Genomic DNA, 24,610 nt, shown 5'->3' with positions numbered 1-24,610 from the left:
GGCGCCTGCCGGCCGGTGCACCGGCGACGGTGCGCGACACTGGATCGGTGAGTACCGACAACGGCCCGACACCCCCGCCGGTCAGCGCCTCGATCATCGTACTGACGCTGGCGCGGCGAGTGGAGACCGAACTCAACGCCGGTCTGGCGGCACTGGACCTGACCGTCGGCCGTCTGGGTCTGCTCGGCCATATCTCCGGCGTCCCGGGGGCGTCGTTCTCGGACCTCGCGAGAATGTCGGGGATCAGTGTGCAGAGCGTGCACACGGCAGTGAAGGCGCTGGTCGGCGCCGGACTGGTCCACGACCGAACCGCCCGCGCCGGGTCCGCGTCGGCGATCGAACTGACCGCCGAAGGGATCCGGCTGCTCCGGGCGGCCCAGCAGGTGGTCGCCGACGTCGACGAACGCCTGTTCGGGTCCGAGGCCGACCCGGTACAGCGCCGGATCGGCGCGGCCGTCGTGGACGCGTTCACCGGCGGGACCACCACCTGAACCGGGCTGCCGACCGGCCCGGCGGCACAGCGCGACCGGGAGACGGCCTCACGTAATGTCAGCTCGGCCGGGGGCGCCGGCGCGCCACGACGAGAAGGAGGCTGTGAGTGCCGGAAACACCGTGGTCGCGCCGGATGGGTTTATCGGTTCCGATCGTGAACGCCCCGATGGGCGGGGTGGCCGGGGGACGCCTCGCGGCCGCCGTTTCCGCGGCCGGCGGGCTGGGCATGATCGGTATGGGCAGCACCGGATCGGCCGCGGCCCTGGAACACGAACTCACCCGGCTCGAGCCGGCACCCGGGGTGTTCGGAATCGGCATGGTGGGCTGGGTGCTCGAGCGCGAACCCGCTCTCCTGGACACGGCCCTGGCCGCGCGGCCGGCGCTCGTCTCGGTAGGTTTCACCGCGGAGTGGGCCTGGGTCGACCGGGTCCACGCGGCGGGTGCGGCGGCGGTCACCCAGGTCTACGACGCGGACCACGCCCGCCGGGCGGTGGCAGCCGGGGTGGACGTCCTGGTCGCGCGCGGCAGCGAAGGTGGCGGCCACGGCGCGACCCGGCTGGGCACACTGGCGGTACTGGACGCGGTACTCGACGCGGTCCCGGTGCCTGTTCTCGCGGCCGGCGGTATCGCCACCGGCCGGGGTCTTGCGGCCGTGCTCGCGGCGGGAGCGGCCGGTGCCTGGCTCGGCACCTGCCTATCGGCCTGCCCCGAAGCGCTCACCCCGGAACCCGCGCGCGCCGCGCTATTGCGCGCCCGGGCCACCGAGACGGTCGTCACCCGCGTCTTCGACCTGGGCCAGCGGCTCCCCTGGCCGGACTGCTATCCCGCCCGCGTACTGGTCAACGAGACCACCCGGCACTGGGCGGCGCGGGAGGCCGTGCTGGCCGGCGACGGTGCGGCCCGCGACGAGGTGGCGGCGGCCGCCGCCACCGGGGACCCCCGGTACGGTCCCGTCGACGCCGGCGAGGGTGTCGGCGCGCTCACCCGCAGTCTGCCGGCCGGAGAAGTGATCGCCGCGCTGCGCGACGGAGCCGATCGCCTGTTGGACCGGTGGACGCGGAGCGCCGGGACCGCGGCGGGTGCCGACGCGGCGCCGGGAAGCGACTGAGGCCGGTCAGATCCAGCCCTTCTCGCGCGCGGCGAGAGCGGCCTCGTATCGGTTGGAGACCCCGAGTTTGGCCATTGCCGCGGAGAGGTAGTTGCGGGTGGTCCCCGGCGACAGGTGCGCGCGCCGGGCGATGTCCTCGATGGACGAGCCGTCCAGGGCGTATTCGAGCACATCGGCTTCGCGCGCGGTGAGCACGGTGTCGCCGGCGCTGATGGCTTCCGCGGCCAGTTCCGGATCGACATACCGGCCGCCACCGTGCACCGTGCGGATCACCTCGGCCAGCGTCGCCGCCGAGGTGGTCTTGGGCAGGAAACCCCGGACACCCGCGGCCAGTGCCCGTTTGAGGTAGCCGGGCCGGCCGTGACTGGTGACGATCAACGTGGCGGCGCCCGGCGTGAGCCGCAGCAACCGCGTGGCGGTCTCGATTCCGTCGATACCGGGCATCTGTAGATCGATGACGGCCACCGCGGCCGGCCCACCGACCGCACGGCGCTGCCACACCGCCAGGAGTTCCTCCCCGGTGCCGACATGGTCGACGACCTCGAGATCGGCCTCGAGATCGAGCATCGTCGCCAGCGCCGCACGGATGAGCGTTTCGTCGTCGGCGAGGAAGACCGGGATCATTGTTCCACCCATCGGATTTCGAGGACGAACTCGTCGATGGTCGCGGTGACGGCGAGACCGGAGCCGACGGCCGCGAGCCGCTCCGCGAGACCACGCAGTCCCGAATGCTGCCCCGGCGTGCCGCGCGGACGGTCGTTGCGCACCGACATACCGGCACCGCCGAACGCGAGAGTCGCCGACGTCGCCGCGGAATGTTCGACGATATTCGTCGTACCCTCACGCACCGCCCAGGCCGCGACCTCGTGGAATCGTGGCGGGACGCTCGCGGGATCGCCCTCGACGCCGAGCTCGCAACCCACCGCCGCGAGCAGCGAACGCGCACCGGCCACCTCACCGAGCAGGTCGATCCCGCGGTAGCCCCGGACCAGTTCGCGCATCTGCCCCATCGATTCGACAGCCAGTGTTTTGACCTCGTCCATCTCCTTCGCCGCCCGGTCGGTATCACCGGAGCGCGACAGCACTCCGGCGAGTTCGCTTTTCACGGCGATCGCCGAGAACCCGCGGCCGACCACATCGTGCAGGTCCCGTGCGAATCGCAATCGCTCTTGCGCCAACCCCAGTTCGGCCTCGACGACCTTCGCGTGTTCCACTTCGTCGACGACCCGCAATCCCCACCTGGTGAGCCAGACCGAGGCGATGACGAACCCGCCGGCGACGAAGGTCACCACGATCCCGCTCACCACCGTCGCGGGCGACGAGCCGAAGACCGGCCCGGTCACCACACTCAGTGCCGGCAGCAGCCACCACGTGTGGCCGAGAAACGATACGAGGGCGAACACGGCCAGCACCGCCACATACACACCGGTCACCCGGGCGGAAACGACGGCGGATTCGTCGGCCGCTGTCCGGGCGACCACGGCGGCGGCGGCCCATACCCCTGCCAGCGTCACGACGGCGACCGGCAGGACCCACCCACGCGACGACCACTGCGACGAAACGGCGAACTCGGTGCGGGCCTCCACCGCGAAGACCGCCGCGATACCGGCGAGCACGATCCCGCCGGCCGCCCAGGGCGAGCGCACGGTGACCGCCATGGCGACGACCACCATGATCAGTGCGCTCTGGAAGGTGATCCCGGTGTAGAGCCGGAACTTCGCACCCGCCGGCAGCGCGCGCCACCGGGCGCTCCAGCGGCTCACCCGCGATCGTCCCAGCGGAAACTCCGGCGGGTCAGCGCGAACGCCAGGACGGTCCATATCGCCAGTGTCGCAAACGGGCGACCCATCTCGGCGAAGGTACCTGGGAAATCACGCGCGACGGGATCGGCGAGGACCGCTTTCCCGGCGACGCCCAGCGACACCAGATCCGAGACGGCCGCGAACGGGGTCCAGCCGGCCGCCTCCGCGAGCCGGTCCGGCAGCACCCCGCGGATCGATGTCAGCCCCAGCATGGCGATCGTCATCACCGGCAGCGAGGTGATCTGCGCCGCCTCGGCGTTCTTGGTGAACGTACTGGTCGCGAGAGCCAGCAGGGAGAACAGCACGATCCCGCCCACGAGAGCCAGCACGATCGCGACGGGATCGACCGGTGCGGGCGCACCCACACCGTAGACGACCGCGGCGACCACCGCGGTGCCGCCGAGGGTGACCAGCGCCCCCGGTATCGCGGGGGCGGTCTGGATCTGCCAGTCGGCGGCCTCACCCGTCCGCAGTCGTTTCAGTACACCCTCCCCGCGCCGAGTGGTGACCATCGACAGCACCGAGTAGTACTGCACGAACAGCAGGGTGACCAGAGCCAGCATTTCGAAGGTCTGCACCGCGAGCTCCGCGGAGGCGGCATCGCCACGGCGGCCGATGAAGAACAACGCCACCGGTATTCCGATGGGGAAGACAGTCGCCAGGTAGACGAGCGTCTTGTTCCGCCGGAACTGCAGGTACTCGGCCTCAGCGAGCGCGGCGAGCGGACGGCGGCGGAAACCGGTGGCGGGTGCGGCGGTCGTGGTCATCAGCGAGCTCCGATCGCTTCGGGGTCGGTCGCCGCCGCGGCGGCGGAATCATCGGCGATATCCAGGAAAACCGTCTCCAGGGACGCGGCGCGGGCCTCCAGCCCACCCAGCCGCACGCCCCGTTCGCCTGCCCAGCCGAGCAGTACCGACAGATCGCCCTGCAAATCGTGGGTGCTGACGCTGATCCGGGCGCGCGCCTCGATGCGGGTGGTGGACAGTTCCGGCAGCGGCAGACCCGGATGGTCGAAGACGATGCGGGCCGGATGTCCGTCGACGATCTCGCGCAGGGTCCCGGTTCGCGCCATCTCGCCCCGATGCATGATCGCGATCCGATCGGCCAGGGCTTCCGCCTCGTCCAGATAGTGCGTGGTGAGTACCATACTCACCCCGGTACTCTTGAGCTCGGACAACAGTCGCCATGTCCCGCGCCGGCTCTCCGGATCGAGTCCGGTGGTCGGTTCGTCGAGGAACAGCAACCGCGGCTGTCCGAGCAGGGCACATGCCAGATCGACCCGGCGCTGTTCACCGCCGGAGAGCGACCCGACCCGGACATCGGCGCGGTGGGCCAGACCGACCTGCGCGAGAACCGTTGCGCTGCTCGTCGGATTGCTGCACGTCCCCCGCCACATCTCGAGCGTTTCGCGGACGGTCAGTTCGGCGGGCAGACCCCCGGACTGCAACATGATGCCGACCCGCGCGCGTACCCGGGCCCGGTCGCGGCGTGGGTCCAGGCCGAAGATCTCGACCGAGCCCGCCGAGGGTTCGGCCAGTCCCTCCAGCATGTCGAGGGTCGAGGTCTTACCTGCCCCGTTGGTGCCGAGCAGGGCGAAGACCTCGCCCTCGGCGACACGTAGGTCCACCCCGCGGACCGCCTCGAAGGCGTTCTTTCCGGTGCCGTAGGTCCGGCGCAGACCGCGCGCGACGACGATCTCGTGTCCCGGTCGTCCACCCGGTTGCGGTGAATCGGGATATCCGCTGTTCATGACTTCCACGATCACCGAGCCGGCCCGGAAACTGTAGTACGTGCAGTCATCGGATACCCGTGCATTTCTCATGGCCCGGAGATGACAGAAGTCATCGGCGGTCCCCCGCGAGCGGCACCGGATCGCCGAGCGGCCGGGCATCGACCTGTCCGAGTCGCCGGAAACCGACAGTCCGCGAAGCGGCCACGGAATCCGATTTATCCCTTCCCGCAATATAATTGGACGATGCAACGGCTGGACGAGCTCCGCCGTGCGCACGTAGAATCGGCTACGGCGCCGAACCGATCCCACTCCTCCCCGCTCGGAACGGGAGAACCCGCGAGACCGGCCGATGAGATCATCTGCCGGACCGGCAATCCCGCCCTACCCGCCACCGGCGCTCCGGTGCACCGACCACTGCGCGACGAGTCACTCCCGGAACATACGGACACCGCGCGCCCCGGATCCCGCGAAACCGACGGCTCCCCGAGAGAAACTCCCCCACCCGACCGACCGGTCCGCGCCGCCCACCCACCGGCACCGTGGCCGGGGGCTCACCCGTGATCCACCGAGCCGCCGACAGAGCGACCGCACCGGCACGGGCACCACCTGCCGGAAACACCCACGCAACACGAGACTTCGGAGGTCTGTGATGACATCGGATATCGGCGCACGCCAGGGCGCATCAGCGGATGCGGTCCGACATCACTACGATATCGGCACCGACTTCTACCGGCTGTGGCTCGACCCGGGCCTGACCTACTCGTGCGCCCGGTGGGCCGACGGCGACGACCTCGAACGCGCGCAGCAGCGCAAGCTCGACTACCTGATCGACCAGGCCCGGCTCACCGGTACCGAACGGATTCTCGACATCGGTTGCGGCTGGGGCAGCCTGATGCGGACGATCACCGACCGGTACGCACAGACCCGGGTCACCGGGCTCACGCTCAGCCGCGACCAGTACCGGCACGTCCGATCCCAGGGTGCGGAGCGTACCGAGGTGCGCCTGGAACATTGGCACGACCATCGGCCCGGCACTCCCTACGACGCCATCTTCTGTGTCGGCGCGCTCGAACATTTCGTGCGGTTCGGGCTGTCGCGCCGCGAACGCACCGCCACCTACCGGGCCTTCTTCGACTACTGCCACAGCATGATGCGTCCTGGCGGCAGTCTGGTGGTCCAGACGATCGGCAAGGGCAACCGTCCGCTCGACCAGAACTCGATCACCGATGTGCAGTTCCTGGCCGATGAGATCTTCCCGGAGTCTGATCCACCACGGCTCGCCGAACTCGCGCACGCGTCGGAGAAGCTGTTCGAGATCCGTTCGGTGGTCAACGACCGCCGCGACTACGCGACCACCTGCGCGGAGTGGCTGCGGCGCCTCCGCGCACGGCGCGCCGAGGCGGAGAAACTGGCCGGGCCCCGGGTCACCGAGGCCTACGAGCGGTATCTCGAGGCGTCGATCCGGCAATTCGACGAACAGCATCTGGTGCTGTATCGCATTGTGCTGGGCACCGTCGAGGATCCGGAGGCCGTGTCCGGGTAGCCGGTCACACCGGCCGGTCGAGCAGCCGTTTGGGATGCATCCCGTCGACGGCACCCATGAACGGCGGGTGGATGCTGTACCCCAGCATCCGCCGGATGTTCTCCGATACCGCCCGCACGGTGTCCCGGCCGGTGGCCAGGGTATAGGCCTCCTGCGGCCGCAGCCAGGGTTCGCAGTACTGCACGGTCACGCCCAGGCGGGCACCGGTACTGCGATTGGCGCCGCCGCCGTGCCAGAGCGTGCCGAGATAGAACGCGCACGACCCGGCCGGCATCCGGATCGCTGTCCGGGTATCGGCGCCGGTGGGGCCGCGTTCGGAGTCCCAGCGATGACTGCCCGGCAGTACTACCGTGGCACCGTTGGTGTCGGTGAACGTATCGATCGCCCACATCGTCGCCGCGCTCAACGGTGGCCGGGGTCGCGGGACCGGATAGAAGCCGTCGTCGTGGTGCAGCATCTGCGCTTGCTCGCCGGGGTGTATTTCGATCGCCTGCAATTGCGAGAGCAGATAGTTCGGCAGGAACAGCCGATCGAGCACAGCCAGCACCCGCGGATGTTCGACGAGCGCGTCGCATACACGCGTCTTCTCCAGCAGGTTGTAGGCCCGCCGGGTCCGCTGTCCCTCGAAGGTGTTGCGACCCGTCCGCTCCAGCAGCGGGGCCAGTGCGCTACGGAGTCGTTCGCATTCGTCGAGGGTGAGCAGGTTCTCCCAGATGACGTAGCCGTCCCGCGCGAGAGCGGACAGGTCGGCGGCGATCACGGCCGGATCGACCGCGTCCGAGGCAGTGGCGGTCGCCGGGTGACGACGCGCCAGGTCGCCACGGAGATCGTCCAGAGAAGTGATGACGTCCACCGGAGTCGGTGGTTGCGCAGGGTCCACGGCTGCTCCTCGAGCGATTCGGTCCACAGCGGACCGAACTCGATTGTGTTATCCCTCTGCGCTTTCCGCAATACCGGCGTGCCGCCGTCACCGGCTCAGGGGTTTACGACCGACCGCCCCGTAGAGCACCAGCTTCGTTTCCGGCAGATCGTCGGCGAGCCATCGCTGTAGGGGGACCACGCCGGGCCCGGTGCTCTCGAAACCGTCCAGAAACGACGCCACCTGTGCACGCGAGCGGTACCGGACCTGCGCGGAACTGTTCATCGCGTCCTGCGAGGTGCGCTCGATGATCTCGGGATGGCTGATATCGGCGCCGTGGGTGAACGCCAGATAGCTGCCCGGCGCCATCGCGTCGCGATAGCGAGCGACGAGTTCGGCCGGGTTCTCCTCGTCCATCACATAGTGCAGAACGCCGACGAGCGTGATCGCCACCGGCGCGGCGAAATCGATTCCCGATTCGGCGGCCAGCCGCTCGATCAGTTCGCCGGGACGGCGTACGTCCGCGTGCAACGCGGTCACCCCGGGGTGATTGCCCATGAGGGCGTTGCAGTGCACGAACACCACCGGATCGTTGTCGACGTAGGCGACCCGCGCCGCGGGATGGGTTTCGTGCGCCACCTCGTGCACATTGGGCGAGGTCGGGATGCCCGACCCGAGGTCGATGAACTGCCGCACCCCGGCCGCCGCGGCCGTCCGGACCGCCTGCAGCAGGAAATTACGGCTGAACCACGCCAGCGACCTGGTCTCCGGGGCCACCGCCAGGATGCGATGTGCCAGCGCCCGGTCGACGTCGTAGTTGTCCTTTCCGCCCAGCAGGTAGTCGTAGACCCGAGCCGAACGCGGCTCGTGCGGATCCACCCCCTGCGGCACGCGCTCGATCTCCGGCACCGGCCCACCGGTCCTTCCGCGACCGCTCGCGGCCACCCCGTCGGAATTCATGTCCGCGCTTCTCCCTCCGCGGCGATGCGGACCGCGCGGCGCATGAGCGCGTCGGCCACCGGGCGCGTTCGACGGCCGAGACCGCACGCACAGGCGACTCCGTCCACCGGCCGCCCCAGCGCCGCCTCGACCATCGACAATACGTGCAGCTGTTCCTGTTCCGTGGGTACATCGTGGACGAAGCCCGCGTAGAACGCGGTACCGGAGGCCGTCGCCAGATCGCCCAGCGGGGCATAGAACTCCGGCCGCAGCGGCGGCGGAATCGCTCCGGCCGCGAGCGGGGCGTGCACGAATTCCAAGGGCCGATCCGCCGGCCACTGCCGGGCGATCGCATTGGCCAGATCCACCAGTGGGCGGGTATCGCGCAGGGTGGCGCGCGCCTGGTTGCGCAGGCTGCCGAGACACAGGTGGACCCCGAAACGGGTGCCGGCCGGGGCGGCGGCCGCCAGCTCCGCCGGGCCGCGGGCCAATCCCAGCGCCCGATCGGCCGACCCGTGCACCGGTTGCGCCAGCGCCATCAGCACCAGTTCGGCGGTGGCTTCGAGCTGGACGACGACATCGGGTCCGGCCAGTTCGCGCACGGCGGTGATCTCACGCACGGTGGCGTCGGCGAAGGCACGCCGATGCCGCAGCACTCCGCTCGCGCCCAGCGCGACGAAGGCGAGGGTGAAGGCGGTGGGCATCCCGATCTGCAATGCGGTTCCGGACAACTCAGGAGCTCGGCGCAGTCGCGCGTACACCGGCACCGCCTCCTCGGCTTCCCTCCGGTACCCGAGGTCGAGGGATTCGGCGGTCAGCGCGCTCCCCCGCGGCACCCGGTAGCGGGTGCGGTCCCGGCTGCTGCGCCATTCCCTGGCCCGCTTCACTTCGAGCGCGCCCTGGGCCGCCAAGTCCTCGATGATCGGGCGGATATAGAACTCGTAGCGACCGGTCTCCCCGGTCGGCAGGGTCCGTAGCCGGGGCGCGGCGGCATCGAGCATGGCCCGCATGGCGGTCTCGGTATCGACGGCCGGGAAACTTCCGACGAAATGGACGGCCCGCTTCTTCACGCTCGAATCCTAGCTCTCCCTATGGCAATCGGCAGGTCCGTGCGCGAATCCGTACGCGCTCTCCCCCACCGGTTTCCGCCCCGGAGACACCGCTCCGTTGCGCGCCGGAACAACCACCGTTAGGGTCCCGGGCACATGACTGTTCGCAGGTTTCCGCTCGGCCGTCCGCAGCGATGGCGGCGTACGCGGGGTTCGACGATCACGGTACGCGTATCGGCCGCCGCGGTAACCGTTCTCGCCTTGCTGACCCCCGGTGTCGCGCGGGCCGAGGACCCCGGACAGTGTGCGCCCACCGCGTTCCCGTTGCGCACCGGCGGCACCCTGGCGACCACACTGTGCACCCCGGCCGGCGGCGGCAGCGATACCGTCATGGTGCTGATGCCGGGGTCCAACTACAACGCCACCTATTGGGATTTCCCCCACGCCCCGGAGACCTACAACTTCCGGCGCGCGATGAACGCCGCCGGATACGCGACGCTGGTGATCGACCGGCTCGGCACCGGTGCGAGCAGCCGGCCGGCCAGCACCGCGGTCACCGCCACCGGGGACGCGCAGGCCCTGCACGAGATCATCGGAGCGCTGCGCACCGGTTTCGGCGGCGCCCGGCCCTTCCGCAAGGTCGTCACCGGCGGGCATTCGCTCAGTTCCGGGGTGGCGGTACTGGAGGCGACAAACCATCACGATGTCGACGGAGTGCTGCTCACCGGTTATTCGCACGGCCTGAACGTCGCGGGCGCGCTGGGGATCGTCGGGACCTATCGGCCCGCCGAGCAGGATGCCGCCTTCACCGGCCGTGGTTACGACAGCGGTTATCTCACCACCCGTCCGGGCACGCGCGAGAAGTCGTTCCATTCCCCCGCGACCGCCGACCCCGCGGTCGTCGCCGTGGACGAAGCGACCAAGGATGTGTTCGCCGCGACCGAGTACCCGGACGGGCTGACCTCCACTCTGCCGCCGATGTCCACGGAGATCACCGCCCCCGTACTCGTGGTCAACGGTAGCGACGATGTGCTGTGCGCCCGGGTCTGTGCCGATACGGCGACCCTGCGGGCCGCCGAGGCACCGCATTTCTCCCCGGCCGCGCGGTTGCGCACTTTCGTGCTACCCGGCAGCGGGCATTCGGTGAATCTGGCCCGCAACACCGCCGAGTATCAGGCGGCGGTGCGGGAGTGGATGGACTCGATCGCCGGCTGAGTGCCGCGGCGGACACCGCGGTCAGTTCAGCCCGGCCACTTCCTCGGCGATGACCGCCAGCCGGGTCTGCGCCGCGGACACGACACCGTGCCGCTTCTTGTGCGCTTCCTCGTAGGCCACGATCGCCCGGATATCGGCCGGATCGGTCAGTTCCTTGACCGCGGCGACCGCACGGCTCACATTGAGCCCGTCGTAATCGCCGATGGGCAGTTCCTCCGGTTCGAGCACACCGGTGGCCGCGCGGACCGAACGCAACGAACCCGCGGCGGTGCCCGCGCCTTCCCGGCGGGCCACCTGCTCCGCGCTCTCGAGCGCGGCGTCACCGGAGGCGGTCAGGGCCCGTGCGGCGATATCGCCGGCGTGCGCACCCCGGGCCAGCAGTTCCCCGAGCGCGGGCGGGGTGGCCCGGACGGTGTCCAGCGCGCGCGGTCCACCCCGCGGGCGGACCAGGTGACGGGCAGGTTGACCAGCTTCACGGCGGCACCGGCCGCCGCCTGCAATGGTGTGCGGCGCAGCGCGGCCGGACCACCGAGCGCCTCCTCGGCCAGGACGGTGGTCAGCCAGTCCACGGTCGCGGAATGCGCCGTGATCAGTCGCTGCGCCAGCGCCGCGATATCGCGGCGCCCCGCACTCGTCGCCAGGGCCTTGACATACCTGGCGCGATCGAGAAGCTGGTGTTCCAGGGTGAGATCGCCGAGTAGGGCCTCGTCGAACGGCTGCGTCTGTTCGATGAGCGCCTTCACCACAGCGGTGGCCCGGCCGAGGAAGGGGCCGATCACCTCGGGTACGCCACCCAGTTCGCGAATGGCGGCGCCGACGGCCTCGGCACGAGCCCGGGCGTTCTCGGCGTTCTCGGTCAATTCACGGCGCACTGCCTCGGTCCGGGCCTCCGGCGATGCCGTTCGGCACCTCCCGGGCGCCTACCCGCTCTTCCACTCGATAATCAGCGTCGCTGTGAAGATTCCGCCGGCCCGCTGTCACGAAAAGAGACAGGTCGTGAACAGGTATCGCTGGAACATCACCGCCTGTCCGTCGACCGCCGCGGAGTCGGCCCCGACTTCCAGCAGCGTGAGGACGTCGGCATATCCATCCGGGTTGCGCGGCGGCGCGCGCGGCCGTGCACCGGCGAGTCGGCGATATCCGTACCCGGTCAACCGCACGGACGAAATCCCGCTTCCCCGCCGGGACGCGGCGGTTCTGGAGTGTCCTTGCGATCACCGAACTGGACCACGTCGCACCGAAGTGAACCAGCGGACGGTGGCACTCGGATACGAGGAGATGCTCGGCGTCCTCACCGAGAGCTGGTTCGCGTCGATCGGTCGCGGCTGAGCGATCCCCGGCACCTCGGCCGGAAAGGCCGGTGCTGTACAGGTCGCGTCCCGGCTCCGGTGCTACCGCGGCCCCTCGATGCGCCCGCCGGCTCCGGCAAGGGCATGGACCGGCTGCGCGAGACCATGGCGAAGCGCCGGTACCCGCGCGGCTACGGTGATCGGACCAGGGTGGACAGGAGTCGTGCATGGTGCGATTGGACCAGCTCGTGAACGTGCTGGGCGGGTACGGCGTGCGGTTGCGCTGCTGTCCGGTGTCGCGGGCGACCGTGATCCGCAGTGTCGCGATGTTCGACGCGACCGGTGCCGAGGAAGCGACCGGCGATATCCTCCTCGCCGTGGGCGCCGGTTCCGTGCGCGCGGCGGTAGCCGGGGCGCGGGCGGCCCGAGCGGTCGCGGTCCTGGTGCGCGGGGGCGCCGACACCGACCGGGAAGCAGCCGCGATCGGGACCGGCGGTGGGGTCGCGGTACTGGTGGTCGATCCCGCGGTGTCGTGGAGCCAGCTCGCCGGGGTCGTGTACGGGCTGGTGTTGGAGGGGCGGGAAACCGCGTCCGGGCGTGGTCCCACGGATCTGTTCGCGCTGGCCGACAGCCTGGCCACCGCGGTGGACGGCGCGGTGACGATCGAGGATCCGCTGTCGCGCGTGATGGCCCACGCCACGCTGGGGCGGGTGACCGACCGAGCTCTGCGGGAGACGGTGCTGCAGCGTCGGCAGCCCGCCGCTCTGCGCGAACTGTTCGAATCACGCCGTATTCACGCGCATCTGGCGGATTCGGACGAACCCGTGTTCGTCGAACCGGACCCCCGGTACGGCTTCGACGGGCGGACGGTGGTCGCGGTGCGGGTGGGCCGCGAACTGCTGGGTTCGGTATGGGTGACCTGCGCCGAACCGTTGTCGAGCGCCCGGCGGGCCGCCTTGGCCGAGGGGGCCCGTACGGTGGCGCTGCATCTGCTGCGGTCGCGGGCCAGCGCGGATCTGGAACGTCAGGTGGAATCCGAGCTGGTGATCCGGCTACTGGAGGGCAGCCCGGACGCCACCACGGTGGCCGGCCGGCTCGGATTGGCGCCGGCCCCCTTACGGGTCGTGGCGGTCCGCGCCCAGATCGCGACGGAGCGGCATGCCGGACTGCTGCTGGCCTTCGAGCAGGCCACGTTCGGATTCGGCTGGTCACGGCCGGGCCGCAGCACGCTGTCGGACAACACCGTCTACACGATCCTGCCCGGCGACCGCGTGCGGACGGCCCGGGACTGGGTAGCAGCGCTGCGCACAGCGCTCCCCGGCCGGGTGACGCTGTCGGCCGGAATCGGCGGTCCGGCCACAGCCGCCGATCTGCCGGCCTCCCGCCAGGAGGCGGACGAATGCCTGGCGCTGCACGAACAGGGCTCGGCGGATATCCCGTACCCGGCCTACGACGAATCGTGGGGCGATATCCTGCTCCAGCGATTGCGGGCGGCGGCACGGACCGGCCGGATCCCGGCGCGCGGGCCGGTCGCGGAGTTGCGTCGCTACGACAGCGCGCACGCCACGGACTATGTCGCGACCCTGCGGGCATGGCTCGATGCTCAGGGCGACCCCGTGCTCGCCGCCACGGCCCTCGGCGTTCATCCGAACACCGTCCGCAACCGGTTGCGGAAGATGCGCGAGGTGGCCGTGCTCGAGCTGGAAGACCCACGAACCCGGCTGGCCATGACGATCGATCTGGCGGCTTTCGAGGACGATTGAGCGCGATTGTAGAAATCTAACAACCCGATGGGGCGAAACTGTTCTGTGCGGACATGCGCCCCGCCGCCACCCGAGCCATCATGGCTGTGACAGCGCATCGTTCGACGTGGAGGTGAGCATGGCGCGCGCAACGAGTCGGCTCGCCCGCGATCGAGTGGCACGGTATCGGGTGGACGATCCGGTACCTCGCTGAATCCTCGGCCATCTTCCCCCTCCGTGGAGCCGGTGTCGTCGGTACCCGGCTCCACGGAGTTCTGCCGTCGGGGCGGCTCTCCTCCCCGGCCCCGACGGCAGAACTCCTTTCCGATCGAACCCTCCGTAGGACGGATATGACCAATAGCTCGCCTGTATGGCTGACACCGCACGCACACGAACAACTCCGGGCCGAGCTGGCCGAACTGCTCGCCGCCGAAGCCGCGGGGCAGGCCGAGAACACCGACCCGGAAGACCGGCTCACCGCTCGGCAGCAGCGGCTGGCGCGGATCGCGCATATCCGGGACCTGCTGAACAGCGCCGTATTCGGGCAGGACCCACCGGACGACGGGATCGCCGAACCCGGCATGGTGCTCACGGTCCGCTACGACGACACCGCCGACACCGAGACATTCCTGCTCGGCAGCCGCGCCGGTGACCACACCGAACTGGAGGTCTACTCGCCCGACTCACCCCTCGGCGCCGCGCTCACCGGTGCTCGCCGTGGCGAACAGCGCACCTACCGCGTACCCAACGGCACCGAAGTCCGGGTCACCCTCCTCGAGGCCGTCCCCTACGGACACACGGTGGCGAGCGCGTCGCGCCCGGTATGAGGCGAGCTCGGCGATGTGCGAGCGCACCAGTGGGATCACTCTTGTCCATATCGATTCCCCGGCGATCGTCCGAGACGCCCGGACGATCGCGCTACCGATCCATTCCTGGCTGTCGGCGGGGTTCTGGGATCTCTTCGGCCTCCCCCGCGCCGATCGGGCCCTGGCCGGGATCTCGTACGGCACCGTGGACGCCCCGCGCACCTACCTCGCCCGGCGCGGTGACGATCCCACGACGTGGAAACCGGCGCCGCTGCGGGTGGATGTGCCCATCACGATAGGCCCCGGCCCGGGAGTGCTGGAGATCTCCGGCCCGATGAACCGGGCACGGCGCCGCCTCATCGAACGGACCACCCTGGTGATCGCAGTGGCCATTCCTGCCGAACGCCGAGCGAGCTCCGTACTCCCGGAGCAGATGTGGGAGGACGACCGGTGGCACACGACGATCCTGGTGCCCGATGCCCACCCCGCGGCGTTCACGACGGCACGACGCGGCGAAGGCCGGTAACCATCCTCACCCGCCCGCCCGGCGACGAGGAAGCGCGACCGGCCCGGCCGCCGTCGGTCACCCCCGGGCGGCGCTCCGACGGCCGCCGAGATGCTCGGCGAAGTGCCGTTCGATGGCGTGATAGAGCCGGATCCGGTTCTCGGAGTTGGCGAAACCGTGCCCTTCGTCATCGGCGACGAGATACTCGACCGGGACCCCGCGAGCGCGCAGCGAGGCCACGATATTGTCGGATTCGGCCTGCCTGACGCGGACATCGTTGGCCCCCTGGGCGACCAGCAGTGGGGTGGTGATCCGGTCGGCCATGGTGATCGGCGACCGGGCCAGCATATCGGCCTCCTGCTCGGCGATATCGGGATCGCCGACGTAGCGGTACCAGTTGTTCACGTTGTACGCCCGGGTGAACGGCGGCAGGGTACGCAAGAAATTCGCGAGGTCGGAGATACCGACATAGTCGACGGCGGCGGCGAATCGGTCCGGCGTGACGGTGACCCCGACGAGTGCGGCGTACCCACCGTAGGAGCCGCCGTAGATACCGATCCGGTCGGGGTCGGCGTAGCCCCGAGCGACGGCCCAGTCGACGGCATCGAGGAGATCGTCGTGCATCGCCCCGGCGAACTCGCCGATCGCGGCCGTCACATGCCGGCGTCCGTAGCCGAGCGACCCGCGGAAGTTGACCTGCAGCACGGCGTAACCCCGGTCGGCCAAGAACTGCGCGTCACTGCTGTACCCCCAGGCGTCCTGCGCCCACGGCCCGCCGTGCACCACCAGCACCAGGGGCAGGTTCCGCGGCTCGAGCCCGACCGGAAGCGTCAGATAGGCGCGTAGCGGCAGACCGTCGCGGGCGGGGAAACCGACGGGCTCCATGGGAGCCGCCGCGGCCGGGTCCCGGTCCGGGAACGAGCGGAACAGCAACCGGGCCGCGCCGGTGGCATGGTCGTAGAACCAGGTGACACCCGGATCGCGGTCGTGGACGAATGTGACGATCCAGCGCGTCCCGGACAAATCGGAGGAGAGGGTGCCCGGCACGCCGTCGGAGAGTTCTCGCAGCGCCGCGTAGACCTCGGCGAAGTGGGGGTCTACGACCTCGACGTGGGGACGGTCGCCGACGAACCTGGCGGCGAGGACCGCACCGGTGGCTCGATCGGTGTGGACCGGCGGCGGGAGCACGCCGGGCAGTATCATCCCGCTGATGTCGAGATCGTGGCCCGCGACCGAGGCGACGACGGTCTCCGCGCCGGTTTCGTGGTCGATCCGGACCAGCCGCAGGTCGTCACCGTCCTGGAAGGATCCGACGAGCAGACCCTTCCCGTCGGCGGTGACCAGTTGAGGTTGCAGCCCCATGGGATGCTCGGCGCCGCCGAGGCGACGCAGCAGCCGGGTGTGCCCGTCGGCGTCGACGGCGGAGATCTCGAGGAGACCGTCCGCGGCGATCGCGGTGCGGAAGGCCGGCTCGCCACGACGGTCGAACAGGACCGCGGCCGTCGGGTCGTCCTGCTCCAGGTGCAGGACGGTCTCCCCGGTGGCGACGTCGATCCGGAACACGTCGAAGAACAGGGGACGACGGTTCATGGTGACCAACACGCTGCCCGGGACCGAATCGAGCGGCTCCGCCCCCAGCACCCGCGACCCGGGTTCCAGCGGGGTGAGGTCGACGGCCGGTGCCTGCGGATCGTCGAGGTCGACGCGGTAGAGGTGCCAGTCCTCGTTGCCGTCGGTGTCCTGCAGATAGAGCAGCCAGCGGGGGTTGTCGGTCCAGTAGTAGGTGGTGATTCCGCGGCGGGTGTCACCGGTGACCGGTACGGCGTCGTCGTGGGCCCGGTCGATATCGCGGATCCAGACGTTGAGTCGCCCACGATGCGGGGCGAGGTAGGCGATCCGGGTGCCGTCGGGGGAGATCGACGGATTCGCGAATTGCGGATCGGCGAAGAACGTCTCCACGTCGATCAGCGCCGGCTGCCGGTCGGTCGAGCGTTCGGACACTGTCATGGACTGCTCCTACTCGTTGGTGACAACAGCAATCAGACACTGTGCCGCTACGGCACACTCAAACCTGAATTCGGAGACTCTTCGCCGGTGCGGTGAGACGGACGAAACTGAGCAGCCGCCGGCGGAACGAGAGTACAGCCGACGCCCGGAACCGATACCGGCACAGAGATGAGCGTCCACCACACGACAACAATCCACGATGACACGCGCTACATATTCCACACGGCGTGCGGGAGTTCGACAACACCCTGGTGGACAACGCTCAGCACTCACTATCGCTGCGCGTTGTTGCGGCAACCGAGCCTGGGTCAGCTCGCTGAGGAGTACATGTCGACCACCGTCTCGCCGTCGGCGTCGACCCTGGACCCACCCGCGGGATCGGAAGCACATCACGCTGATGTGATCCGCGCGGCGCTGCCGGTGATCGCGCAACCTATCGACGACGTCACCGCCCTGTTCTACTGCGCACCGCATCGGCTTTCAGCTATCGCGGCCGATCAGCTGCCGCCCCCACCGCCACCGCATCCGCCACCGCCACCGCCACCGCCGCAGGAGGTGCTGCCGGAACAATCGGAGACACCACCGGACGAGTCGATATCCCGACCACCGTTGCCGCCCTGGTTGCCCGCCTGCCAGCCGGCACGGCGGGAACTCTCGATCTCCGGCAGCTCGCGCCGGTCCCGCACTTCGTCCAACCGTTCAGCCCACCGGAGCAGGACCATCGACACCTTCGCGCTGACCACCAGCGACCCGATGATCCAGAGAAAAAAGAGGAAGCCCGCTTCACCATCCTCGAAAACGAAGAGCAAACCCGCATCTACGCAGCCGACCAGAAGCACACAGAAGACGATTGCCACCGCCGACGAATACATTTTCCCACCCCTCCGGTCGCCCCAGCAGTGATTCTACCGAGCATCCGCAATGTCGAACCCGCCGATGAACGGGAGCGAACAACGACCGCCCGGACGCGGGGCCTCGATCTGCCGTCACGGGGTCCGTGCCGGCGACTCGGACGGGTGGCCGAGCATGTACGCCATACCCGGCTGTCGCGCCCGGGGTCATTCCACCAGCGCCTCGAACATCTGGGTCATTCCACCAGCGCCTCGAACATCTGGTGGGCGATGTCGTTGTACCGGAGCCGCTGCCATCGCCGCGCCCCGGAGCCCGGATCCGCTCCGGTGATGCGCTCCCACTCGGTGATGCTGGCATCCTCCACCGCGACCGTCACAGATGCGCGCGGCGCGCGCTGGAAATACTGTTCCGCTGCCATGATGGAGGCGCTGTGGCAGACCAGGATGACGATCCCGCCAGCATGCCGCTCGGCGATGCGCTCCAGGCACGCACCCATCTGCCGAATCGGAGCCGACCGGCGACAGGTACTACTCGCGTGTCGTTCGCGGGCGCTGTCGGAGGCGGGCAGTTCACACGAAAGTGGCAGGCCCAGCGCTCGGGCGATGAGTTGTGCGGTCTGCACCGCGCAGGTGAGGGGCGTCGAATACACCGCGCTGATCGCTTCCTCACCGATCACGAGTCTGTTGGCCACGCCCAGGGCCTGACGGTAACCACGGGGTGAGAGCCCCGGCCCGCCGTAAGGGCCTTCGATATCGTCACGCGCGTGATCACCGGTCGCCCCGTGGCAGATCATGATCATCCGCACACCCCGGCTCTCGTCGCGGCCGATCACCTCGCGCCACGGTGCCGCATCGACCGGGCGCCGGCCGGTGGGCAGGGGGATATCGCCGCAGGCACCGATTCCGGCGGGCAAGTGGTCGTCACGGAGGCCCGCGCTCGATCCGAGATCGACCTGCGCTGTCGATTCTGTGATCGGCAGTACTTCCCTCATCGCAGACACCATTCCTGTACGCACCGGCCGCCGGGGCGATCGCTCGCCCGGCGACGAGATTCCGGCCGCCGACCGAGCGCGTGTTCATCGCAGTCGTACGACACGACAGCAGTACGCGCCGGCGCCGGTCTCAATACCCGACTTCGTGGACGACCACCTCGGCACGCGCCCGCAGCACCCTGCTGCACACCGAACCGCCGGACAGATGGCCGGGCAAGGTGATCACCGAGTGCGCTGCGGCTCGCCGGCATTCCTGGACGAGGTCGATGAAGACCGGCGGCAGGACACCGTTCGGGGACGGGGGCTCGTGGAAAACCGTGCCGAGTTCGTAGCCCAGCGCTGTCGCGGCAGCACGCAATGTCGTTTCCGCCGTGGCACCGTCGCTGCCGCCGACCAGGTCATCGCGCAGATACCCGTAGGCGAGAGGCGGTAGTGCAGTCATATCACACCCGTTCCGGATCGACGGCCCCGGAGACACTCGACTCCCTCGGCCGGTTGCATATTTCGTCGCAGCCTCACCCGCACAGTGGAACTCGGCTCTCGTACACCGCATATCCGGTCGACGACCCCGACCCGCCGGGCATCATCACCCGGCCCGCGTCCGCGTTCGCCGCGGACCGGGAAGGCCGTCGTCGTCTCCCACCGGCACCACACGCCGCGGAGATCCGTATCGGCTTCCGCATCGCACCGGTCACTCAACGGTCGTCGCGTAGGTAGACATCTCGCATCGGGTAGGTAGCGTTTTTCTCGTCGCTGTACCCGATACCGGGCCGGTGGGGCGGCATCCGGAGCAGCGCTACCACCGGCGCGGAGGGCCTCCCGGGACGTAACGATCGTCGCGGGCCGACCGGGGCGGGACCGGCCGCCGATGCGGGGCCGGCACCGCCGCATCCGCGCCGGGTCCGCAGGTCCCCGACCCGCGTATCGAGGCTCGGCAGCGGCCGTTGTCCCGAGGACAGCAGGTCCGGCACAGTGACGGTTTCCGCACCTTCCACTTCGACTATTCTGCAGTGCTATGTCGCCAGGACGTGCTGCTGCTCCGGGGCCGCCACTCGCGGCTGCCAGCGACTTCGTGGGCAGGGAAAAGAAGCTGGAGAAAATCGGCATGGCATTGCTGGGCGGGACCCGCCTGGTGACATTGATCGGTGCCGGCGGCATCGGGAAGACCCGACTGGCGACCGAGGCCGTCCACCGGTTCCACAAGGCGCGGCGGGTCCCGGTGCACTGGGTCCGGTTGGCGGTGCTGCCCCGCGGCGCCGATGCGGCGGCGGTCGAGGAACAGATCGCGGGCTCGGTGATCGAGGCCGACTTCTCCGGGAGGTCGGCGTGGGACGCGGTGCTGGACGCGCTGGGTCGCCGCGACGCACCCGGACGGAATCGGCAGACGATCCTGGTGATGGACAATTGCGAGCACGTGCTCGACGGTGCGGGCCGAGTGATCGCCGACCTGCTGGATGCCGCGCCCGGACTCACTGTGCTGGCCACCAGCCGGAGGCGATCGGGTGGGTCGACGAGCAACTGATCCCGGTTCCGGCACTGTCGCAGAAACAAGCGCTGACGCTGTTCCGGGCCCGCGCGGGGCTGGTCGGATACACCCTCACCGACAGCGAGACCGACCAGGCGGCGGCGATCTGCCGGCATGTGAACAATCACCCCCTCTATATCCGGCTGGCGGCCGCGCGGCTGTCGCGCCGGCCACTGCCGATGATCCTGCGCGACCTCAGTGGTGAAGCCGGAGACCGACGGCTGGGCTGGCAGCACGGTCCCAGGGTCGGCGCGGATATCCGGCACCAGAGCATTCGTGACGTCATCGCCTGGTCCTACGATCTCTGCCGCGATAAGGAACGGCTCCTGTTCGACCGCCTGTCGGTCTTCGCGGCCGGCTACGACGCCGACCCCGAGAACGCCGACGCACCCGGACAGGACGCGGGCGCCGAACTGGAGGCCATCGAGGCGGTCTGCGCCGACGACGACCCGGAAAGCGCGCACGGGTTGTCCCGGGCCGAGATCGAAGGCCTGCTCGACCGACTGGTCGACCAATCCTTGGTTTCGGTCCACTTGACCACGTCCACCGTGCGCTATTCGCTGCCGGAGACCATCCGGGTCTTCGCCCAGCAGCGGATGGCCGAGTACGGCGAGGAAGCCGACCGGCTGGCCGGCCGGCACCGCCGCTACTACCGGGACAAGGTCGCCGCCGCCCGGGCCGGATGGTTCGGCCCCGGTGAGCAGGAACTGCTGGATTGGGCGCGGGCGGCCTGGGGCAACCTGCTGTGTGCCGTGGAGAGCAGTATCGCCGCCCCGGGGGAAGCCGTGGTCGGGCTGGAGATCGCTGCGGGCCTGATAGCGCTGCGTATACCCTTCTTCAGCGGTTCGCTGCGCGAATCGCGCCGGTGGGCGGAGCGCACACTCGCCGCCACCTGGACCCTCGACCCCCGGCCGGTGCCGTTGCAGGTCCGGGCGATGTCGCTGATCGCCTGGGTCAGTATGTGCCAGGGGCTGCACGAGGACGCCGCACGGATCCTCGACGACTGCGTCGCGCTCTGCGTGCCCGACCCCGAGGCCCGGGCCGGTTGGCGCGAGCAGGCCGACCGAGATCTCGATCTGCCCGGCGAGGTGGAGTTCGCCAGAGGCGCCGAGCTGATGCTGCGACACCGCGATCTCCGTGCCGTTCCGGTGCTGGTCCGGGCGCAGCGGCGATTCACCGCTGAGGGGGAAGCGGGCGGGGCGGCGATGAGTGAACTGTTCGAAGCTCTGACCACGGCTTTCTACGGCACGCGCGAACAGGCGCTGGAAACCTGCCGCCGTCATCTGGACAACGCTGAGCGCTCCGGGGCGCAGTGGGCGACATCCTGGGCGGGATTGGCCCAGACGATCACCCTGGGCAAGCACGGTGACCCGAACGAAGCGCTCGTCCTGGGGCGGACGACACTGGCGAAACAGCTGGCCATGCGCGACCGCTGGGGCGCGGTATGGGCGGTGCACATCCAGGCCTGGGTCTCGGCGCGTATCCTCGACGCCGCCGAAGACCGACACTCCGATACCGCGAAGGCGCGGGCACGCGATATCGCGCGGCTGCTCGGCGGCAGCGCCACGCTGCGCCGCGGGCTCGGTGTCGACATCGCCAATCTCGGACCGTTCGCCGACGATACCGACCGCGCCGCCGAAACCGCCCGGTCGGTGCTGGGGCGGACCGCGTTCGAACAGGCGGAGCGGGAAGGCGCGCTGTTGCGGCCGGAGCTCGGCGAGGTGGTGCAGTTGGCGCTGGGCAACTTCTCGATGGACCGGCTGCCCGTGGAGCACCCGGTGCGGCGTGAACGGCCCTCACCATGGCAGGAGCTGTCGACGGCCGAACAGGAAGTGGCCATCCTCGCCGCGGCGGGCTGGACCAATACGGCGATCGCCGCTCGCCGGGGCAGCTCGTACAAGACCGTCGACGCGCAGATGGCCTCCGTATTGCACAAGCTGATGATCGGTTCCCGGGACGGTATCCGCGCGCTCGTACCACCGGACCGGCAGGACGAGGTCACCGCCGAAGCCACGCGCAAACCGGCCCGGAATCGGCCGGCCCCGCGCCGCCGCTAGCCGGACCGACGCGGCGCGGGCGGGGCCGAGCCGGCGACGGCCGAACCGGCGCGGTCGCCACCGGGCCTGTCACATATATCGCTGGGCGGCGCGGTGATTCACCGGCTTCCCTCGACCGGTGGGCGAGTTCGGCGCGTCCCTGCCATGGTGCGGCCGATCCGGTGGCCGATCCGGGTCAGCAGCTCCCGGGTCAGTTCGGGATCGTCGGCGGTATCCCGGTCCGTGTACTCCGCGAGGGAGTGGATCGCCGTGAACCCCGCCGGGTCCCACTGCGCACGGGGCAGCGTGCTCCGACCGGCGACGGCGACGACCGGAACGGGGCGGGAACGGCGGGCCACCACCGTCGGCAGTTTGCCGTTCGCGGTCTGCTCATCGATACGCCCTTCCCCGGTGACCACCAGGTCCGCACCGGGCAGGTGCCGATCGAACTCCAGGAGGTCGAGGAAATACTCGGCACCGGACACGATCTCACCGCCGAGCAGTAGCGCGGCGAAACCGATCCCGCCCGCGCTGCCCGCGCCGGCCGCGGTCGCGACGACCGGCGCGTCCGGATAGCCGCTGCGGGCGAACGCGGCGACGAGGTTGCGCAGGCCGGCGTCGAGAAACCGCACCTCGGCGTCGGTGGCCCCCTTCTGCGGCCCGTACACCGCCGCCGCACCGTCCGGCCCGAGCAGGGGATTGGTGACGTCACCGGCGACCACTATGTCGATGCCGGTCGGCCATGCCGCCCGCGACGAGTCGACGGTGTGGACTCGGCCCGCGCTTCGTCCGCATGGTCGCAGCGGCGCTCCCCGCGCGTCGGCAAAGGTGAAGCCGAGCGCCGCGAGCAGTCCCATCCCACCATCGGTGCTGGCACTACCACCGAGAGCGAGGACCAGCCGGTCCGGACGATATCGCAATACCTGCGAAACAGCCTGCCCCATACCGAAACTGCTCGCGTCCAGTGGGCGCGTGCGACCGTTCGGCAGGGTGGTGAGGCCACAGGTATTCGCGACCTCGACCACAGCGGTGCGGCCGCCGACGGCGATGCGCCCCTGTCCCGGGGTTCCCGCCGCACCCGCCACCGTCACCGGGTGCGGCGTGAAACCGGCCGCGACCGCGGCGTCGACGCTGCCGTCACCGCCGTCGGCCAGCGGCATTCCGTGGCTGTCCACCCCCGCCGCCGCCAAGCCCTCGGCCAGCCGATCGGCCACCTCGGAAGCGGGGAGACTTCCTTTGAACTTGTCGGGAGCAACCAGAACGCGCACGCGGTCGACCTCCTGTCATCGAATCGGCGGGAATGGATCTCAGTCCGCGTGCGCCACCGAGCCGAGCAGATCGCGGACCCGATTGGCGACCGTGATGAATTCGGGCGCCTCCATCGTTGCGGCGTACTCGCGGTGCGGAGGCAGGTCGACATCGAGCAGTTCGATGATCCTGCCCGGCCTCGGGCTCATCACGACCACCCGGTTGGCCAGGTATACGGCCTCTGCCACCGAATGGGTGACCAGTAATACGGTGGTCCCCGTTTCCCGCCAGATCCGATGCAGTTCGACATTCATCCGTTCTCTGGTGAGCGCGTCGAGTGCACCGAACGGTTCGTCCATCAGCAACACTTCCGGGCGATGCAGCAGGGCCCGGCACAGGGAAACCCGCTGTTGCATTCCTCCCGACAGTTCGTGTGGCAACGCGTTCTCGAATCCGCCGAGTCCGGTCATCTCTATGAGACGCTCGCATTCGGCCGCGGCCGCCTGTTTGTTCATACCGCGCATCTCCGCTTGGAGCAGGATGTTCCTGCGGACGGTCCGCCATTCCAGCAGTGCGGCGCGCTGGAATACGTAGCCGATATTGCGCTGTGGCCCACGCACGGGGGCGCCGCCGAGTTCGACGCGGCCCCCGCTCGGATCGGTGAGGCCTGCGACGACTTTCAGCAGTGTCGATTTGCCGCAGCCGGACGGGCCGACGATCGACACGAATTCGCCGCGACGGACGTGCAGGCCGACATCGTTCAGTGCGGTAACCTCCCCGCGCGTGGACGAGAACCGTACGGTCAGGTCGTCCACCGCGACGGCGGTCTCGGTGCGGGCGAGGGTATCGGTGGATGTGCTCATATCGTCA

23 protein-coding genes and 1 pseudogene are annotated in these 24,610 nt (G+C 69.7%); 9 read left to right on the top strand and 15 right to left on the bottom strand.

Annotated elements, in window-relative coordinates; genetic code table 11:
* Positions 1-47: 47 nt before the first annotated feature.
* Together ABZV91_RS11135 and ABZV91_RS11130 are read left to right on the top strand one after the other, a co-directional pair.
* Entirely contained in the window at positions 48-491 is a 444-nt protein-coding gene (locus ABZV91_RS11135; RefSeq protein WP_355238882.1) for a MarR family winged helix-turn-helix transcriptional regulator, read from the top strand.
* Between the two features lie 107 nt (positions 492-598).
* Positions 599-1,600 carry a nitronate monooxygenase gene (locus ABZV91_RS11130; RefSeq protein WP_355238879.1) on the top strand — a complete coding sequence of 334 codons (1,002 nt, stop codon included), beginning with the start codon at positions 599-601 and terminating at the stop codon, positions 1,598-1,600.
* A 6-nt stretch (positions 1,601-1,606) separates the two neighbouring features.
* Here the strand turns inward: ABZV91_RS11130 and ABZV91_RS11125 are convergent, their stop codons facing one another.
* Genes ABZV91_RS11125 through ABZV91_RS11110 form a run of 4 tightly spaced genes read right to left on the bottom strand, consistent with a single transcriptional unit; the run spans position 1,607 to position 5,152 of the window.
* Positions 1,607-2,224 (bottom strand): response regulator transcription factor, encoded by a 618-nt coding sequence (locus tag ABZV91_RS11125; protein WP_355238876.1) that lies wholly within the window; start codon positions 2,222-2,224, stop codon positions 1,607-1,609.
* Positions 2,221-3,363, bottom strand: coding sequence for a histidine kinase (locus ABZV91_RS11120; protein WP_355238873.1), 1,143 nt, complete (start codon positions 3,361-3,363; stop codon positions 2,221-2,223). The genes ABZV91_RS11125 and ABZV91_RS11120 overlap by 4 nt, the downstream gene beginning before the upstream one ends.
* Entirely contained in the window at positions 3,360-4,169 is an 810-nt protein-coding gene (locus ABZV91_RS11115; RefSeq protein WP_355238870.1) for an ABC transporter permease, read from the bottom strand. The genes ABZV91_RS11120 and ABZV91_RS11115 overlap by 4 nt, the downstream gene beginning before the upstream one ends.
* Positions 4,169-5,152: an ABC transporter ATP-binding protein gene (locus tag ABZV91_RS11110; protein ID WP_355238962.1), complete on the bottom strand. Its 984-nt coding sequence runs from the start codon at positions 5,150-5,152 to the stop codon at positions 4,169-4,171. The genes ABZV91_RS11115 and ABZV91_RS11110 overlap by 1 nt, the downstream gene beginning before the upstream one ends.
* Positions 5,153-5,783: 631 nt before the next feature.
* Between ABZV91_RS11110 and ABZV91_RS11105 the strand changes: the two genes are divergently transcribed.
* Positions 5,784-6,677 carry a class I SAM-dependent methyltransferase gene (locus tag ABZV91_RS11105; protein ID WP_355238868.1) on the top strand — a complete coding sequence of 298 codons (894 nt, stop codon included), beginning with the start codon at positions 5,784-5,786 and terminating at the stop codon, positions 6,675-6,677.
* A gap of 4 nt (positions 6,678-6,681) precedes the next feature.
* Here ABZV91_RS11105 and ABZV91_RS11100 read toward each other — a convergent pair whose 3' ends face one another.
* The 3 genes from ABZV91_RS11100 to ABZV91_RS11090 all read right to left on the bottom strand — a co-directional run bounded on the left by ABZV91_RS11100 (position 6,682) and on the right by ABZV91_RS11090 (position 9,545).
* Positions 6,682-7,557, bottom strand: a complete 876-nt coding sequence (locus ABZV91_RS11100; RefSeq protein WP_355238865.1) for a phytanoyl-CoA dioxygenase family protein — start codon at positions 7,555-7,557, stop codon at positions 6,682-6,684.
* Between the two features lie 87 nt (positions 7,558-7,644).
* The gene (locus tag ABZV91_RS11095; protein WP_355238862.1) at positions 7,645-8,496 is read right to left on the bottom strand and encodes an SAM-dependent methyltransferase; all 852 of its coding nucleotides are present in this window, start codon (positions 8,494-8,496) and stop codon (positions 7,645-7,647) included.
* A complete protein-coding gene (locus ABZV91_RS11090) occupies positions 8,493-9,545 on the bottom strand; it encodes a hypothetical protein (RefSeq protein WP_355238859.1) in 1,053 nt (350 codons plus the stop codon). Before ABZV91_RS11090 ends, ABZV91_RS11095 begins: the two co-directional genes overlap by 4 nt.
* A gap of 135 nt (positions 9,546-9,680) precedes the next feature.
* On the opposite strand from ABZV91_RS11090, the gene ABZV91_RS11085 reads away from it, so the two are divergent.
* Positions 9,681-10,739: an alpha/beta fold hydrolase gene (locus ABZV91_RS11085; protein ID WP_355238856.1), complete on the top strand. Its 1,059-nt coding sequence runs from the start codon at positions 9,681-9,683 to the stop codon at positions 10,737-10,739.
* A gap of 21 nt (positions 10,740-10,760) precedes the next feature.
* On the opposite strand, the pseudogene ABZV91_RS11080 reads toward ABZV91_RS11085, so the two are convergent.
* Together ABZV91_RS11080 and ABZV91_RS11075 are read right to left on the bottom strand one after the other, a co-directional pair.
* Positions 10,761-11,629, bottom strand: a pseudogene (locus ABZV91_RS11080) (ferritin-like domain-containing protein); the annotation flags it as partial.
* An 87-nt stretch (positions 11,630-11,716) separates the two neighbouring features.
* Positions 11,717-11,899: a hypothetical protein gene (locus tag ABZV91_RS11075; RefSeq protein ID WP_355238854.1), complete on the bottom strand. Its 183-nt coding sequence runs from the start codon at positions 11,897-11,899 to the stop codon at positions 11,717-11,719.
* Between the two features lie 356 nt (positions 11,900-12,255).
* Between ABZV91_RS11075 and ABZV91_RS11070 the strand changes: the two genes are divergently transcribed.
* The 3 genes from ABZV91_RS11070 to ABZV91_RS11060 all read left to right on the top strand — a co-directional run bounded on the left by ABZV91_RS11070 (position 12,256) and on the right by ABZV91_RS11060 (position 15,102).
* Entirely contained in the window at positions 12,256-13,791 is a 1,536-nt protein-coding gene (locus ABZV91_RS11070) for a helix-turn-helix domain-containing protein (protein ID WP_355238851.1), read from the top strand.
* Between the two features lie 329 nt (positions 13,792-14,120).
* On the top strand, positions 14,121-14,597 hold the full coding sequence (locus ABZV91_RS11065; RefSeq protein WP_355238848.1) for a GreA/GreB family elongation factor: 477 nt from the start codon (positions 14,121-14,123) through the stop codon (positions 14,595-14,597).
* A gap of 13 nt (positions 14,598-14,610) precedes the next feature.
* The gene (locus ABZV91_RS11060) at positions 14,611-15,102 is read left to right on the top strand and encodes a hypothetical protein (protein ID WP_355238845.1); all 492 of its coding nucleotides are present in this window, start codon (positions 14,611-14,613) and stop codon (positions 15,100-15,102) included.
* Positions 15,103-15,159: 57 nt separating this feature from the next.
* Here the strand turns inward: ABZV91_RS11060 and ABZV91_RS11055 are convergent, their stop codons facing one another.
* The 4 genes from ABZV91_RS11055 to ABZV91_RS11040 form a co-directional block, all read right to left on the bottom strand.
* A complete protein-coding gene (locus tag ABZV91_RS11055; RefSeq protein ID WP_355238842.1) occupies positions 15,160-17,088 on the bottom strand; it encodes a prolyl oligopeptidase family serine peptidase in 1,929 nt (642 codons plus the stop codon).
* 497 nt (positions 17,089-17,585) lie between these two features.
* A complete protein-coding gene (locus tag ABZV91_RS11050; protein ID WP_355238839.1) occupies positions 17,586-17,927 on the bottom strand; it encodes a hypothetical protein in 342 nt (113 codons plus the stop codon).
* A 248-nt stretch (positions 17,928-18,175) separates the two neighbouring features.
* A complete protein-coding gene (locus tag ABZV91_RS11045) occupies positions 18,176-18,931 on the bottom strand; it encodes a histidine phosphatase family protein (protein ID WP_355238836.1) in 756 nt (251 codons plus the stop codon).
* A gap of 130 nt (positions 18,932-19,061) precedes the next feature.
* Positions 19,062-19,373, bottom strand: a complete 312-nt coding sequence (locus ABZV91_RS11040; protein ID WP_355238833.1) for a hypothetical protein — start codon at positions 19,371-19,373, stop codon at positions 19,062-19,064.
* Between the two features lie 573 nt (positions 19,374-19,946).
* Here ABZV91_RS11040 and ABZV91_RS11035 point away from each other — a divergent pair.
* Positions 19,947-20,453, top strand: coding sequence for an AAA family ATPase (locus ABZV91_RS11035; protein WP_355238830.1), 507 nt, complete (start codon positions 19,947-19,949; stop codon positions 20,451-20,453).
* A 119-nt stretch (positions 20,454-20,572) separates the two neighbouring features.
* A complete protein-coding gene (locus ABZV91_RS11030) occupies positions 20,573-22,513 on the top strand; it encodes a LuxR C-terminal-related transcriptional regulator (protein ID WP_355238828.1) in 1,941 nt (646 codons plus the stop codon).
* Positions 22,514-22,611: 98 nt separating this feature from the next.
* Here the strand turns inward: ABZV91_RS11030 and ABZV91_RS11025 are convergent, their stop codons facing one another.
* Positions 22,612-23,760 carry a glycerate kinase gene (locus ABZV91_RS11025; RefSeq protein ID WP_355238825.1) on the bottom strand — a complete coding sequence of 383 codons (1,149 nt, stop codon included), beginning with the start codon at positions 23,758-23,760 and terminating at the stop codon, positions 22,612-22,614.
* A 39-nt stretch (positions 23,761-23,799) separates the two neighbouring features.
* Positions 23,800-24,603 (bottom strand): ABC transporter ATP-binding protein, encoded by an 804-nt coding sequence (locus ABZV91_RS11020; RefSeq protein WP_355238822.1) that lies wholly within the window; start codon positions 24,601-24,603, stop codon positions 23,800-23,802.
* Between the last annotated feature and the right edge of the window lie 7 nt (positions 24,604-24,610).

Origin of the sequence: Nocardia sp. NPDC004568, assembly GCF_040609955.1 — a bacterium.
Lineage (GTDB): Bacteria > Actinomycetota > Actinomycetes > Mycobacteriales > Mycobacteriaceae > Nocardia.
The sequence above is the reverse complement of the archived record's forward strand: the minus strand, read 5'-3'. Positions and strand labels throughout refer to the sequence as shown.

What these genes read in the sequence shown, in the direction of transcription:
- ABZV91_RS11125 (WP_355238876.1), bottom strand. Translation starts at nt 2,224, where the DNA reads ATGATCCCGGTCTTCCTCGCCGACGACGAAACGCTCATCCGTGCGGCG.
- ABZV91_RS11115 (WP_355238870.1), bottom strand. Translation starts at nt 4,169, where the DNA reads ATGACCACGACCGCCGCACCCGCCACCGGTTTCCGCCGCCGTCCGCTC.
- ABZV91_RS11110 (WP_355238962.1), bottom strand. Translation starts at nt 5,152, where the DNA reads ATGAACAGCGGATATCCCGATTCACCGCAACCGGGTGGACGACCGGGA.
- ABZV91_RS11105 (WP_355238868.1), top strand. Translation starts at nt 5,784, where the DNA reads ATGACATCGGATATCGGCGCACGCCAGGGCGCATCAGCGGATGCGGTC.
- ABZV91_RS11095 (WP_355238862.1), bottom strand. Translation starts at nt 8,496, where the DNA reads ATGAATTCCGACGGGGTGGCCGCGAGCGGTCGCGGAAGGACCGGTGGG.
- ABZV91_RS11085 (WP_355238856.1), top strand. Translation starts at nt 9,681, where the DNA reads ATGACTGTTCGCAGGTTTCCGCTCGGCCGTCCGCAGCGATGGCGGCGT.
- ABZV91_RS11070 (WP_355238851.1), top strand. Translation starts at nt 12,256, where the DNA reads ATGGTGCGATTGGACCAGCTCGTGAACGTGCTGGGCGGGTACGGCGTG.
- ABZV91_RS11065 (WP_355238848.1), top strand. Translation starts at nt 14,121, where the DNA reads ATGACCAATAGCTCGCCTGTATGGCTGACACCGCACGCACACGAACAA.
- ABZV91_RS11060 (WP_355238845.1), top strand. Translation starts at nt 14,611, where the DNA reads ATGTGCGAGCGCACCAGTGGGATCACTCTTGTCCATATCGATTCCCCG.
- ABZV91_RS11055 (WP_355238842.1), bottom strand. Translation starts at nt 17,088, where the DNA reads ATGACAGTGTCCGAACGCTCGACCGACCGGCAGCCGGCGCTGATCGAC.
- ABZV91_RS11045 (WP_355238836.1), bottom strand. Translation starts at nt 18,931, where the DNA reads ATGAGGGAAGTACTGCCGATCACAGAATCGACAGCGCAGGTCGATCTC.
- ABZV91_RS11040 (WP_355238833.1), bottom strand. Translation starts at nt 19,373, where the DNA reads ATGACTGCACTACCGCCTCTCGCCTACGGGTATCTGCGCGATGACCTG.
- ABZV91_RS11035 (WP_355238830.1), top strand. Translation starts at nt 19,947, where the DNA reads ATGTCGCCAGGACGTGCTGCTGCTCCGGGGCCGCCACTCGCGGCTGCC.
- ABZV91_RS11020 (WP_355238822.1), bottom strand. Translation starts at nt 24,603, where the DNA reads ATGAGCACATCCACCGATACCCTCGCCCGCACCGAGACCGCCGTCGCG.